Origin of the sequence: Mitsuaria sp. BK037 (assembly GCF_014193045.1) — a bacterium.
Lineage (GTDB): Bacteria > Pseudomonadota > Gammaproteobacteria > Burkholderiales > Burkholderiaceae_C > Roseateles.
The window spans coordinates 2,172,666-2,186,843 of the sequence record NZ_JACHYS010000001.1 but is presented as its reverse complement, the minus strand read 5'-3'; the positions used below and the strand labels follow the sequence as shown (position 1 = coordinate 2,186,843).

General features: G+C 71.3%; 11 protein-coding genes. 10 read left to right on the top strand and 1 reads right to left on the bottom strand.

Going from position 1 to position 14,178, the window contains the following annotated elements; all coding sequences use genetic code 11:
* Positions 1-145: 145 nt before the first annotated feature.
* The 7 genes from FHT37_RS09035 (at position 146) to mmsB (ending at position 7,308) form a co-directional block, all read left to right on the top strand.
* The gene (locus FHT37_RS09035) at positions 146-613 is read left to right on the top strand and encodes a hypothetical protein (RefSeq protein WP_183480302.1); all 468 of its coding nucleotides are present in this window, start codon (positions 146-148) and stop codon (positions 611-613) included.
* Positions 614-734: 121 nt separating this feature from the next.
* A complete protein-coding gene (locus tag FHT37_RS09030; RefSeq protein ID WP_183480300.1) occupies positions 735-1,358 on the top strand; it encodes a phosphohydrolase in 624 nt (207 codons plus the stop codon).
* Between the two features lie 183 nt (positions 1,359-1,541).
* Entirely contained in the window at positions 1,542-3,050 is a 1,509-nt protein-coding gene (locus FHT37_RS09025; protein ID WP_183480298.1) for a CoA-acylating methylmalonate-semialdehyde dehydrogenase, read from the top strand.
* Between the two features lie 13 nt (positions 3,051-3,063).
* The gene (locus FHT37_RS09020) at positions 3,064-4,224 is read left to right on the top strand and encodes an acyl-CoA dehydrogenase family protein (protein ID WP_091733350.1); all 1,161 of its coding nucleotides are present in this window, start codon (positions 3,064-3,066) and stop codon (positions 4,222-4,224) included.
* Between the two features lie 89 nt (positions 4,225-4,313).
* Positions 4,314-5,117, top strand: coding sequence for an enoyl-CoA hydratase (locus FHT37_RS09015; RefSeq protein ID WP_183480296.1), 804 nt, complete (start codon positions 4,314-4,316; stop codon positions 5,115-5,117).
* 12 nt (positions 5,118-5,129) lie between these two features.
* Positions 5,130-6,272, top strand: coding sequence for an enoyl-CoA hydratase/isomerase family protein (locus tag FHT37_RS09010; protein ID WP_409072694.1), 1,143 nt, complete (start codon positions 5,130-5,132; stop codon positions 6,270-6,272).
* A gap of 130 nt (positions 6,273-6,402) precedes the next feature.
* A complete protein-coding gene (gene mmsB / locus FHT37_RS09005; RefSeq protein ID WP_221211058.1) occupies positions 6,403-7,308 on the top strand; it encodes a 3-hydroxyisobutyrate dehydrogenase in 906 nt (301 codons plus the stop codon).
* Positions 7,309-7,320: 12 nt separating this feature from the next.
* Here mmsB and FHT37_RS09000 read toward each other — a convergent pair whose 3' ends face one another.
* A complete protein-coding gene (locus FHT37_RS09000; protein ID WP_183480294.1) occupies positions 7,321-8,739 on the bottom strand; it encodes a short-chain fatty acyl-CoA regulator family protein in 1,419 nt (472 codons plus the stop codon).
* Positions 8,740-9,023: 284 nt separating this feature from the next.
* Here FHT37_RS09000 and prpC point away from each other — a divergent pair, with 284 nt between their 5' ends.
* From prpC to prpF, 3 genes are read left to right on the top strand one after another with little or no spacing between them, the layout of a single operon-like run.
* Complete coding sequence (prpC, locus tag FHT37_RS08995) at positions 9,024-10,178, top strand: 2-methylcitrate synthase (protein WP_091733360.1); 1,155 nt, start codon at positions 9,024-9,026, stop codon at positions 10,176-10,178.
* Positions 10,175-12,877 carry a Fe/S-dependent 2-methylisocitrate dehydratase AcnD gene (acnD, locus tag FHT37_RS08990; RefSeq protein ID WP_183480292.1) on the top strand — a complete coding sequence of 901 codons (2,703 nt, stop codon included), beginning with the start codon at positions 10,175-10,177 and terminating at the stop codon, positions 12,875-12,877. The genes prpC and acnD overlap by 4 nt, the downstream gene beginning before the upstream one ends.
* Entirely contained in the window at positions 12,874-14,121 is a 1,248-nt protein-coding gene (prpF, locus tag FHT37_RS08985) for a 2-methylaconitate cis-trans isomerase PrpF (protein WP_183480291.1), read from the top strand. Before acnD ends, prpF begins: the two co-directional genes overlap by 4 nt.
* Positions 14,122-14,178: the final 57 nt, after the last annotated feature.

Genomic DNA, 14,178 nt, shown 5'->3' with positions numbered 1-14,178 from the left:
CGTGCCGCGGCGGTCTTGGAACCCGCGGAGGATGCTAGGAAGCGGGCGCTGGCCGCACCAATGAAATCGGCAGGGCCGTTGATGCCGGTTCCGGCATCGAGGGGAAACGCGCGGTCGCGCCGGCGGACATGGATACTCCGCCGTCATGAAGCTCAGTTCCTTCGCTCCTCTCCGCGTGCTGGCGCTGGCCGGCCTGACCCTCACCGTCGCCTGCCAGCCGACGCTGGCGGCCTGCAACGTGACCACCCCGCCCGAAGGCTGGGCCGCCGGCTCGGCCCGCTGGGACGGCGCCTGCGCCGGCGGCCAGGCCGATGGCCTGGGCGTGCTCAAGGAGCAGCAGGGCGCCGCGGTGAAGCGCATGTTCCTGGGCCGCGCGGCCAAGGGCGAACTGGCGCTGGGCGTCGTCGATATCCCGGACGAGGGCTACATGGCTGGCCGCTTCGCGGCGGGCAAGCTGCAGCCGAGCGATGACCGCCAACTGATCATCCAGGCCTTCGACGAGGCGGCCAAGGCGGCCACCGCCGCGGCGGACCGCTTCGAGAAGGCCGGCAACGCCGGCTCCGCGAAGTTCTATCGCGCCAAGGCCAAGGCCCTGCGCGAGCAGATGGACTGAACGCCGGCTGGACTGAACGGGCTGCACTGAACGGCGCTGCACTGACTGAACGCCGGACGGACTGAACCCCAGCCGCCGCTGCTGCCAATCCTGGCCGGGGCGGCTCGCTACAGTCGGCCGCATGACCGACCATCCCCGCGCCTGGATCCGCCTGCCCTCCGGGGCGGCGCTCGACCTGATCAATCCGTCGCCGCAGGCCTGGACCGACCAGGACCTCGCGCTGCGCCTGGCGCGCACCTACCGCTGGGGCGGCGAATCCATCTGGCCCTGGCCGCTGTCCGTGGCGCAGCACTCGCTGCTGGTGCTGGCGCTGCGGCGCCAATGGGCGCGGGAGGCCGGCACCTCGCTTTCCCTCGCGCTGCAACGCGCTGAGCTGCTGCACGACGCCGAGGAAGGCTTCCTCGGCTTCGATTGCATCTCGCCGCTCAAGCGCGTGTTGGGCGAGCCCTTCCGCATCGTCGGCGACCGGCTGATGCAGGCCATCGCCACGCGCTACCGGATGCCGGACTGGACGCCGGACACCCATGCGCTGCACAAACGCGCCGACAGCATCGCCGCCGCGACCGAGGCCGTGCACTGCACCGGCTGGTCCGAGCGCGAGGTGCGCGAGGTGCTCGGGATCACGCATCCCGTGCTGTACACCGATCCCTTGCAGGCGCTGTATGGCGGCACGCCGTGGGAGCCGTGGCCGTCGGACGTGGCGGCGGCGCGATTCCTCGATGAGCTGAGGCGCCTGGCCGATTGAGCGTCATGCGCGGCGCGACCCGCTGCGCGGTCCGCTGATTCGCAAACTTCGCGGGACAGGTCGCCGGCCTGCGAAGCGCTTCGCCACTTTTCCTTTTCACAGCAGGGCGCGGACGCGCCGCGCGGGCCGTTCGCCGATAGATTCTTCTGGAGCCCCTGACCGAGGGGAGCACCAGGAGACACGATGACCCGCGACGATGTGCCGCGCATTCCGCTGTTGATCAACGGCGAGTTCGTTCAATCCCGCAGCGCCGAATGGCGCGATGTGATCAACCCCGCGACGCAGCAGCGCCTGGCGCGCGTGCCGATGGCCACGCCCGACGAAGTGCAGGCCGCCGTCGCCGCCGCGCGCGAGGCCTTCAAGACCTGGCGCAAGACGCCGATCGGCGCGCGGGCCCGCATCTTCCTCAAGTACCAGCAACTGATCCGCGACCACCTCAAGTCGCTGGCCGCGACGCTGACGGCGGAGCAGGGCAAGACGCTGGCCGATGCCGAGGGCGACGTGTTCCGCGGCCTGGAGGTGGTGGAGCACGCGGCCAACATCGGCTTGCTGCAAATGGGCGAGCGCGCGCACAACGTCGCCAGCGGCGTCGACACCTACACGCTGCTGCAGCCGCTGGGCGTGTGCGCCGGCATCACGCCGTTCAACTTCCCCGCGATGATCCCGCTGTGGATGTTCCCGATGGCGATCGCCTGCGGCAACACCTTCGTGCTCAAGCCCTCGGAGCAGGATCCGATGGTGACGATGCGGCTGGTCGAGCTGGCGCTGGAAGCCGGCATCCCCAAGGGCGTGCTCAACGTCGTGCATGGTGGCGAGGACGTGGTCAACGCGCTGTGCGATCACACCAACATCCGCGCGGTGTCCTTCGTCGGCTCGACGCGCGTGGGCACGCTGGTGCACGACCGCGCCACGAAGGCCGGCAAGCGCGTGCAATGCATGATGGGCGCGAAGAACCACGCCGTCGTGCTGCCCGACGCGCACAAGGAACAGACGCTCAACGCGCTGGTGGGCGCCGCCTTCGGCGCGGCGGGGCAGCGCTGCATGGCGGTGTCGGTGGCGGTGCTGGTCGGCGCGGCGCGCGACTGGCTGCCCGAACTGATCGAGAAGGCCAAGGGCCTGAGCGTCGGCGCCGGCGATTCGGCCACGACGGACGTGGGGCCGTTGATCTCGTGCGCGGCGCGCGACCGGGTCGAGCGGCTCATCGCGCGCGGCATCGAGGATGGCGCGACGCTGGCGCTCGATGCCCGGCTGCCGCCGCTGAGCGGTCAATTGAAGGAAGGCAACTTCGTCGGCCCGACGGTGTTCAGCGGCGTGAAGCCCGGCATGAGCATCTATGAGCAGGAGGTCTTCGGCCCGGTGCTGTGCGTCGCGGAGGCCGCCACGCTCGACGAGGCGATCGCGATGATCAACGCCAACCCGAACGGCAACGGCACGGCGCTGTTCACGCAGTCCGGCGCGGCGGCGCGGCGCTTCGAGGACGAGATCGACGTCGGCCAGGTCGGCATCAACGTGCCGATTCCGGTGCCGGTGCCGCTGTTCTCGTTCACGGGATCGCGCGCCTCCAAGCTGGGCGACCTGGGGCCCTACGGCAAGCAGGTGGTGCTCTTCTACACGCAGACGAAGACGGTGACGGCGCGCTGGTTCGACGATGCGTCCACCGGCGGCGTCAACACGACGATCAGCCTGAAGTGAGGCGGAGCCGCCCATGGACTTCGAGCTGAACGAGCAGCAGCGCGCCTTCCAGCAGGCGGCGCGGGACTTCGCGCGCGACGAGATGGCGCCGCATGCGGCGGCGTGGGACGCGGGCGGGATCTTCCCGCGCGACACGCTGCGGCATGCGGGCGAGCTGGGCTTTTGCGGGCTCTATGCGGACGAGGCGGCGGGCGGGCTTGGACTGCCGCGGCTGGACGCGACGCTGGTGTTTGAGGAGCTGGCTGCGGCTTGCCCGTCGACGACGGCGTTCCTGAGCATCCACAACATGGCGACGTGGATGGTGACGGCGTTCGCGCGTCCCGAGGTCGCCGCGCAATGGGGGCCGGCGCTGTGCGCGGGGAGCAAGCTCGCGTCCTACTGCCTCACCGAGCCGGGCGCGGGGTCGGATGCGGCGTCGCTGCGCACGGCGGCGCGGCGCGACGGCGATGCGTACGTGCTCGATGGCGGCAAGGCCTTCATCTCCGGCGCGGGCGCGACCGACGTGCTGGTCGTGATGGCGCGCACCGGCGGACCGGGTGCGGAGGGCATCTCCGCCTTCCTGGTCGACGCGCGGGCGCCGGGCATCGAGTACGGCCGCAAGGAGGACAAGATGGGCTGGAACAGCCAGCCCACGCGCGCGATCGCCTTCGATGGGGTGCGCGTGCCGGCGGCGCAGTTGCTCGGCGAGGAAGGGCAGGGCTTTCGCATCGCGATGCAGGGGCTGGACGGCGGCCGCATCAATATCGCGACCTGCTCGGTGGGCGCTGCGCAGGGCGCGTTGACCGCGGCGCAGCGCTACATGCATGAGAGGCGCCAGTTCGGGCGGGCGTTGGCGGACATGCAGGCGCTGCAGTTCAAGCTCGCCGACATGGCCACCGAGCTGGTCGCCGCGCGGCAGATGGTGCGGCTCGCCGCATCCAAGCTGGATGCGAAGTCGCCCGACGCGCAGGTGTACTGCGCGATGGCCAAGCGGCTGGCAACGGACATCGGCTTCGGCGTGTGCAACGAGGCGCTGCAGATCCACGGCGGCTACGGCTACATCCGCGAGTACCCGCTGGAGCGCTACCTGCGCGACGCGCGCGTGCACCAGATCCTCGAAGGCACGAACGAAATCATGCGGGTCATCGTTGCGCGCCGGATGCTGCAAGACCACGCGCCTGAAGCGATCCGGTGATCACGGCGCTCTCGCTCCCTGCGCCTCTTGCTCTCCCGCTTGCGAGAGAGCGGCCGTCGCCAACCACACTTCTTCTTCCATTCGTCACCATGCCCCTCTCAACCGAAAGCGACATCCATTACGCCGGGCTGCGCCTGGAGCGACGCGGCCACACCGCCGTCGTCACCTTGACGAACCCGCCCGCCCACACCTGGACCGCCGACAGCCTCGCCGCCTTGACGCGCCTGGTGGCCGACCTCAACGCCGATCGCGACATCTACGCGCTCGTCATCACCGGCGAGGGCGAAAAGTTCTTCAGCGCCGGCGCCGACCTGAAGCTCTTCGCCGATGGCGACAAGGGCGTCGCCGCAACGATGGCGCGCCGCTTCGGCGAAGCCTTCGAGGCGCTGGCGGGTTTCCGCGGCGTGAGCATCGCGGCCCTCAATGGCTACGCGATGGGCGGTGGCCTCGAATGCGCGCTGGCCTGCGACCTTCGCATCGCCGAACCGCATGCCGTGATGGCGCTGCCCGAGGCGACCGTCGGCCTGTTGCCCTGCGCGGGCGGCACGCAGTGGCTGAGCTGGACGGTCGGCGAGGCCTGGGCCAAGCGCCTGGTGTTGCTGGGCGAGCGTGTCGACGCCGAGACGGCGCTGCGCATTGGGCTGGTGGATGAGCTGGCGCCCAAGGGCGGGGCTCTGGCGCTCGCGCTGCAGTGGGCCGAGCGCACGCAGGGTCAGAGCCCGACCAGCGTCGCCGCGTGCAAGCGGCTGATCCAGGGCGCACGCACGGCGCCGCCGCGATCGCAGTTGGCGGCGGAGCGGGAAGCCTTCGTCGCGTTGTTCGATTCGGAAGACCAGCGCGAAGGCGTGCAGGCCTTCCTCGACAAGCGCAAGCCGCAATGGCGCAACGCGTGAGGAGGGGGCACGATGACTTCTTCGATGAAAAGGGTGGACGACACGCCGGTGCGCTTCGGCACGCTGGTGACGGTGTCCGGACACCGCTTCGGCCACGCGACGCTGAACGCGCCGGACAGCCTCCATGCGCTGACGCTGACGATGGTCGACGCGCTGCAGTCGCAGCTGGACCAATGGGCGGAGGATCCCGCCATCGCCGGCGTGCTGATCGATGGCAGCGGCGAGAAGGCGTTCTGCGCGGGCGGCGACGTCGTCGGCCTGTACCGCGCGATGCGCGAAGCCGGCGCCGGCCGCGTGCCGAAGGACGCGGCGGACTTCTTCGAGCGCGAGTACCGCCTCGATCACGCGATCCATCGCTATCCGAAGCCGCTGCTCGTGTGGGGCCACGGCATCGTGATGGGCGGCGGCATCGGTCTGATGGCGGGCGCGTCGCACCGCGTGGTGACGCCGCGCAGCCGGCTCGCGATGCCGGAGATCACGTTAGGGCTCTATCCCGACGTGGGCGGGAGCTGGTTCCTGTCGCGCCTTCCAGGCCGCGTGGGTCTGTTCCTCGCGCTGACCGGCGCGCCGCTGAACGCGGCCGATGCGCTGTGGGCCGGACTCGCGGATCGGGCGGCCCGCGCGGAGGATTGCGGCGCGCTGCTGGAGGCCATTGCCCGCACACGCTGGACCGGCGAGCGCGCCAGCGACGCCGAAACGCTCGACGACCTGCTGCGCGCCTTGCCCGCTGCCGAACTGGCGCCCTCGGCGCTGGCCGCGCATCGCGCTCGCATCGACGCGTTGATCGGTCCTCACGACGGGCTGGCGACGATCGCGCCCCGCCTGCGCTCGCTCGCGGGCGACGCCGATCCGTGGCTGGCCGCGGCCGGCGCGGCCTTCCTCAAGGGATCGCCGACCTCGGCCGCGCTGGCGCTGTCGCTGCAGCGGCGCTTGCGGCACGCGTCGCTGGCGGACGTGCTGCGCCTCGAGTACCAGGCCTCGGTGGGCTGCTGCGTGCATCCGGACTTCGCCGAGGGCGTGCGCGCGCTGCTGATCGACAAGGACAAGTCGCCGCGCTGGCAGCCGGCGGCGATCGACGAGACCGGCGAGGCGCGCGTCGAAGCGCTGCTCGCGCCGCGCTTCGACGGGCCGCATCCGCTCGCCGATCTGCGCTGATCCTTCACCGATTTCGAGGAGCCACGCGATGAGCAACACGACGAACAGCACAACAGGCAACCCGACGAACAGCGCCACGAACGGTGCGACGAGCAACGCTATGACCAGCACGACGAGCGGCACGAACGCGATGGAGGAACGCATCGCCTTCATCGGCCTGGGCCACATGGGCGGGCCGATGGCGGTGAATCTCGCGAACGCGGGATACGCCGTCACCGCATTCGACGTGAGCCCGGCCGCGCTGGAGCGCGCCGGCCAGGCGGGCGTGATGGCGGCGCCATCGGCCGCGGCGGCGGTGGAGGGCGCGACAGTGGTGATCTCGATGCTGCCGGCGAGCCGGCATGTCGAGGCGCTCTACCTCGGCGAGGGCGGCCTGCTGTCGCATCTGGCCGCCGGCACGCTGGTCATCGACTGCAGCACCATCGCGCCAGCGAGCGCGCAGCGCGTGTCGCTGGCTGCGGAGACGCGCGGCATCGCGATGCTCGATGCGCCGGTGTCGGGCGGCACGGCGGGCGCGGCGGCCGGCACGCTGACCTTCATCGTCGGCGGCGAGGCGCAGGCGCTTGAGCGCGCACGGCCGGTGCTGGGCGCGATGGGGAAGAACGTCTTCCACATGGGCGGCGCGGGCGCCGGGCAGGTGGCCAAGCTGTGCAACAACATGGCGCTGGGCGTGATCATGGCGGTCACCGGCGAGGCGCTGGCGCTGGGCGTGTCGCATGGACTCGATCCGCAGGCGCTGTCCGCGATGATGGCTGTCAGCACCGGTCGCAGTTGGGCGACGGAGGTCTGCAATCCGTGGCCGGGCGTGAAGCCGGAAGCGCCCGCCTCACGCGGCTACGCGGGCGGTTTCGGGAATGACTTGATGCTCAAGGACCTCGGCCTGGCGGTGGAGGCGGCGCTGCAGGTCGGCGCCGCAGTGCCGCTCGGCGAGCTGGCGCGCAACCTCTATGCGCTCAACAGCCGGGCAGGGCGGGGCAGGCTGGATTTCTCGAGCGTGCAGCAGCTCGTGGCGGGGGATGGCGGGCCGCTGGGGTGAGATCGCGCGCGCTCACCGGGTCCCATACGGCTCCGCCGTGCGCTCGTTCTCATCGATGCGCAGGTGCTTCCCGAGCGCCGGGAACGCCCGCTGCGCGCAGCCCTCGCGCTCGCACAGCTTGCAGCCGGGTCCGATCGGTGTGGCGCTGTCCGGATCGCCCAGGTCCAGCCCCTTCGCATAGACCAGTTGCTCCGCGTGCCGCAGGTCGCAGCCCAGGCCGATCGCGAACTCGCGCGCCGGTGAGCCGTAGCCGCCGGTGGCGCGTCGCTCGCAGTGGGCGATCCAGAGATAGCTGCGCCCATCGGGCATCCGCGCCACCTGCGTGAGCACGCGGCCCGGCTGGCCGAAGGCCTCGTAGACGTTCCACAACGGGCAGGTGCCGCCGCTGCGTGAGAAGTGGAAGTCCGTCGCCGACTGCCGCTTCGAGATGTTCCCCGCCCGGTCCACCCGCACGAAGAAGAAGGGCACGCCGCGCGCTTCCCGGCGCTGCAGCGTCGACAGGCGATGGCACACGGTCTCGAAGCTGACGCCGAAGCGCTTGGCCAGCAGCGCGATGTCGTGCCGCAGCGCCTGCGCCGCCGACAGGAACGCGCGGTACGGCAGCACCACCGCGCCAGCGAAGTAGCTCGCCAGCCCGATGCGCGCCAACGCCGCAGCCTCCTTGCTGAAGCTCGCCGAAGCGATCAGGCGGTCCATCTCCGCGCCGCATTCCAGATACGCCAGCTGCGTGGCGAGCTGGAACGCGCGCTGGCCCGGCGACAGCGACGCCGACAGCAGCAGCAGGCGCTGCGCCGGCTCGTAGCGGCGCAGGCGCTCGTCCGCGACGAGCTGCACCTGGATGCGATGGGCGGTGATCAGGTGCGCCTCCAGCCGCTGCGCCAGGTCTTGCTGCGAGAGCGGCGTGATGCCGGCTTCCTCGCCGCCAAGGCCGATCGCCAGCGCCTCCGCCGCGCGGTCCAGCGCGTCCATGTGGTTGTGATGCGCGTAGAAGAAGTCGCGCACCTCCTCGTGCGGCCCCGGTCCCGCCGCGAGCGGCGTGCCGCGCTCGCCGCCATCGAGGTTGCTGACGCGCTGCTCCGCGCCGCGCGCGCGGCCGTGCAGGCGCAGCATCAGCTGCGCCATCGCCGGCATCTGCTGCACCAGCGTGCGCAGCTCCGACTCGGGCACGCCGCCCGGCACCGGTGTCTCGGCGACGATCTCGTGCAGCTGCGCGAAGAGCCGCGCCTCGTCGTCCTCGGAGAAGAACTGCAGGTCGATGCCCAGCGCCGATTGCAGCCGCAGCAGCACCGCGACACTCAACGGGCGCTCGTTGTTCTCGAGCTGGTTCACGTAGCTGGGCGACAGCTTGAGCGCCTGCGCCAGCGCCGCCTGGGTCAGGCCGCGCTGCTCGCGCAGGGTCTTGAGCTTCACGCCGAGGAAGGTTTTGCGCATCGGTTTCGCGTCGGGAGATGGAAGGACGAAGACGGCGGCTGGTGAGCGCGGCCGGCGAGGGCGACTGCTGATCCTGTGATTCGCAAAGTTTGCAGAATGCGCGAATCACCTTCGCATTTCATTGCCAATTCAGCCATTGAGGCCCAGCGAAGTGGCTGCAAAGATTGCGAATGACGCGACTATCCCATGCACCCGTCGACGGGATCAAGGCCTGGACCGTCGCGCCGGTCGATGGCTCGCCGCCACGCCCGCCCGCAGTTCCCCGATCCCCAGGAGGAGACCCCATGAGCGAGACCCTCGCCCCCGCCTTCAAGCCCAAGAAATCCGTCGCGCTGTCCGGCGTCGCGGCCGGCACCACCGCGCTGTGCACCGTCGGCCGCAGCGGCAACGACCTGCACTACCGCGGCTACGACATCGTCGACCTGGCCCAGGCCTGCGAGTTCGAGGAAGTCGCTCACCTGCTGGTGCACGGCAAGCTGCCCAACGCCGCCGAGCTGCGCGCCTACAAGGCCAAGCTCAAGGCGCTGCGCGGCCTGCCGGCCAGCGTCAAGGAGGCGCTGGAGCGCCTGCCCGCCGGCGCCCATCCGATGGATGTGATGCGCACCGGCGTGTCCGCGCTGGGCTGCGTGCTGCCGGAGAAGGACGACCACCCGCTGCCCGGCGCGCGCGACATCGCCGACCGGCTGATGGCCTCGCTGGGCTCGATGCTGCTGTACTGGTTCCACTGGGCGACGCAGGGGCGCCGCATCGAGGTCGAGACCGACGACGAGTCCATCGGCGCGCATTTCCTGCACCTGCTGCACGGTCGCCGGCCCGATGCCGGCTGGGAGCGCGCGATGCACACCTCGCTGATCCTGTACGCGGAGCATGAGTTCAACGCCTCGACCTTCGCCGCGCGCGTCATCGCCGGCACGGGCAGCGACCTGTACTCGGCCGTGGCCGGCGCGATCGGCGCGCTGCGCGGACCCAAGCATGGCGGCGCCAACGAGGTGGCCTTCGAGGTGCAGAAGCGCTACGACTCGCCGGATGAGGCCGAGGCCGACATCCGTCGCCGTGTCCAGGCGCGCGAGGTCGTCATCGGCTTCGGCCATCCGGTCTACACGATCAGCGATCCGCGCAACGAGATCATCAAGCAGGTGGCGCGGCGACTCTCGGTCGAGGCCGGCACGACCAAGATGTTCGACATCGCCGAGCGCCTCGAGCGCGTGATGTGGGAGGTCAAGCGCATGTTCCCCAACCTCGACTGGTTCAGCGCGGTGAGCTATCACCTGATGGGCGTGCCGACGGCGATGTTCACACCGCTGTTCGTGATCGCGCGCACCAGCGGTTGGGCCGCCCATGTGATCGAGCAGCGGCAGGACAACAAGATCATCCGTCCCAGCGCCGTCTACACCGGCCCCGAGGACCAGGCCTTCGTGCCGCTGGCGGCGCGTCAATGAGCCTCGCACCCGCTGCCACGATCACCGCCGCCGCGCCCGTCAATGCCGCCTGGCGTCGACCGCTGCCCGGCACCGACCTGGACTGGTTCGATGCCCGCGCGGCCATCGAGGCGCTGCGCCCCGGCGCCTGGACCCGCATGCCCTACACGGCGCGCGTGCATGCCGAGAACCTGGTGCGCCGCTGCGATCCGGCGCTGCTCGACGCCTGCCTGCTGCAGCTGGCCGACGGCCTGGGCGAGCGCGACTTCCCCTGGTATCCCGCGCGCGTCGTCTGCCATGACATCCTGGGGCAGACCGCGCTGGTGGACCTGGCCGGCCTGCGCGACGCGATCGCGGCGCGCGGCGGCGATCCGTCGCGGGTCAATCCGGTGGTGCCGGTGCAACTGGTCGTCGACCACTCGCTGGCCGTCGAGTGCGGGGGCGACGATCCCGGCGCCTTCCACAAGAACCGCGCCATCGAGGACCGCCGCAACGAGGACCGCTTCCACTTCATCGACTGGTGCCGGCGCGCGTTCCGCAATGTCGAGGTGATCCCGCCGGGGAACGGGATCATGCATCAGATCAACCTGGAGCGGATGTCGCCGGTCGTGCAGGTGGAGCGCGACGCGCGCGGCGGCATCGCCTATCCCGACACCTGCGTCGGCACCGACAGCCACACGCCGCATGTCGACGCGCTGGGCGTGATCGCCGTCGGCGTCGGCGGACTGGAGGCGGAGAACGTGATGCTGGGCCGCGCCTCGTGGATGCGCCTGCCGGAGATCGTTGGCGTCGAGCTCACCGGGCGGCGCCGGCCCGGCATCACCGCCACCGACCTGGTGCTGGCGCTGACCGAGTTCCTGCGTCGCGAGAAGGTCGTCAGCGCCTACCTCGAATGCTTCGGCGACGGCGTCGCCGGGCTGACGCTGGGCGACCGCGCGACGATCGCCAACATGGCGCCCGAGTACGGCGCGACCGCCGCGCTGTTCGCGATCGACGAGCAGACGCTGGCCTACCTGCGCCTGACCGGCCGCGCCGAGGACCAGGTGCGCCTGGTCGAGACCTATGCCAAGGCGGCGGGCCTGTGGTCCGGCGTGGGCGGCACGCTGGACGACGTGGCCTACCGGCGCGTGCTGCGCTTCGACATCGGCGCGGTCGAGCGCGCGCTGGCCGGCCCGTCGAACCCGCATCGCCGCCTGCCGACCGCGATGCTGCGCGAGCGCGGCATCGCGGCGCCCTGGGTGGACGAGCCCGGTCGACTGCCCGACGGGGCGGTGATCATCGCGGCCATCACCAGCTGCACCAACACCAGCAATCCGCGCAACGTCATCGCCGCGGGCCTGCTCGCGCGCAACGCGCGGCGGCAGGGGCTGGTCCGCAAGCCCTGGGTCAAGACCTCGCTGGCGCCCGGCTCGCGCGCGGTGACGCTCTACCTGGAGGATGCCGGCCTGCTGGCGGACCTCGAAGCGCTGGGCTTCGGCGTCGTCGCCTATGCCTGCACCTCGTGCAACGGCATGTCGGGCGCGCTGGACCCGGCGATCGAGCGCGAGATCGTCGAGCGCGACCTCTATGCGACCGCGGTGCTGTCCGGCAATCGCAACTTCGACGGCCGCATCCATCCGCGCGCGCGGCAGGCCTTCCTGGCCTCGCCGCCGCTGGTGGTGGCCTACGCGCTGGCGGGCACGATCCGCTTCGACATCGAGCGCGACGTGCTCGGCGTCGTCGACGGGCGCGAGATCCGCCTGCAGGACCTGTGGCCGGACGACGAGGAGATCGACGCGCTGGTGCGCCGCTGCGTGAAGCCGGCGCAGTTCCGGCGCGTCTACGACCCGATGTTCCCGATCGCGCCGGTCGCGACCGAAGCCAACAAGGTGGCCGGGGCGGCCGGGGCGACAGCGCCGCTCTACGACTGGCGCCCGCGCTCGACCTACATCCGGCGGCCGCCGTACTGGGAGGGCGCGCTGGCGGGCGCGCGCACGCTGCGCGGCCTGCGCGCGCTGGCGGTGCTGCCCGACAACATCACCACCGACCACCTGTCGCCGTCCAATGCGATCGAGGTCGACTCGGCGGCTGGCGAATACCTCGCGCGCATGGGCGTGCCAGTGGAGGACTTCAATGCCTACGCGACCCACCGCGGCGATCACCTGACCGCGCAGCGGGCCACCTTCGCCAACCCGACGCTGTGCAACGAGATGGTCCGCGACGCGTCGGGCGAGGTCATCCCGGGCTCGCTGGCGCGGCTGGAGCCTGACGGCACCGTGATGCGGATGTGGGAGGCGATCGAGACCTACCTGGCGCGCCGCCAGCCGCTGATCGTGATCGCCGGCGCGGACTACGGCCAGGGCTCGTCGCGGGACTGGGCCGCGAAGGGCGTGCGGCTGGCCGGCGTGGAGGCGATCGTGGCGGAGGGCTTCGAACGCATCCACCGCACCAACCTCATCGGCATGGGCGTGCTGCCGCTGGAGTTCCTGCCCGGGACGACGCGGCGCACGCTGGGCATCGACGGCTCGGAGCGTTTCGACGTGCTGGGCGTGCCGGCGCCGCGCACGATGATGACGCTGGTGCTGCATCGCCGTGACGGCGTCCGCACCGAAGTGCCGGTACGCTGCCGGATCGACACCGCCGAGGAGTTGTCGATCCACCAGGCGGGCGGGGTGCTGCAGCGCTTCGCCCAGGACTTCCTCGCGGCCGCGACGCCGCCGATGCGCCACGCAACGACATGAGCTTTCCACCTGCCTTGAAGATCCCCGCCGTCTACCTGCGGGGCGGCACTTCCAAGGGCGTGTTCTTCCGGCTGGAAGACCTGCCCGCCAATTGCCGGCGCCCGGGCGCCGCGCGCGACCGGCTGCTGCTGCGGGTGATCGGCAGCCCCGATCCCTACGGCAAGCAGATCGACGGCCTGGGCGGCGCGAGCTCCAGCACCAGCAAGGTGGTGATCGTGTCGCGCAGCGCGCGGCCCGGTCATGACGTGGACTACCTCTTCGGCCAGGTGGCGATCGACCGGGCGCTGGTGGACTGGTCCGGCAACTGCGGCAACCTGTCGGCGGCCGTCGGGCCGTTCGCCATCGAGGCCGGGCTGATCGACGCGGCGGCGCTGCCGCGCGACGGGCGGGCGACGGTCCGCATCTGGCAGGCCAACATCGGCAAGACCATCGTGGCGCAGGTGCCGATGCAGGACGGGCAGGTGCTGGAGCGCGGCGACTTCGAACTCGACGGCGTGGCTTTTCCGGGCGCGGAGATCGAGCTGGCGTTCCTGGATCCGGGCGAGGAGGGCGACGGTGCCAGTGCTGCTGCCGGTGCCGGTGCCGGTGGGCGGGGCGCGAGCGCGCTGTTTCCCACCGGCCGCGTCGTCGACGAACTGGCGTTGCCCGAGAGCTTGGTCGCCGGCGGCCGTCTGCGCGCGACCCTGATCAACGCTGGCATCCCCACCGTCTTCGTCGACGCGGCGGCCCTCGGCTACACCGGCATCGAGGCACAGGACGCGGTCAACGGCGACGCGGCGGCGCTGCGGCGGCTCGAGGCGATCCGCGCGCACGCGGCGCTGCGTATGGGGCTGATCGGCGCGCTCGATGAGGCCGCCTCCCGTCAGCACACGCCCAAGTTGGCCTTCGTGGCGCCGCCGCAGTCCTATCGCGCGTCGAGCGGCCGGCTCGTCGAGGCCGGCGACATCGACCTGCTGGTGCGGGCGCTGTCGATGGGCCGGCTGCACCACGCGATGATGGGCACGGCCGCCGTGGCCATCGGCGCCGCCGCGGCGATCCCCGGCACCGTCGTGTGCGAAGCGGCCGGCGGCGCGCCGCGCGCGTTGGTGCGCTTCGGTCATCCCTCAGGCACTTTGCGCGTGGGCGCGGAGGCCGCGCTCGTCGATGGCCAATGGCGCGTGACGCGCGCCGTGATGAGCCGCAGCGCGCGCGTGCTGATGGAAGGCGTCGTGCGGGTGCCTGGCGACGTGCTCGCCGGCGCCTGATGCCGGCGTCCCGCAGGCCGGATCGAGACCACCTTCCTTCCCCATTCCCCTTTCCAG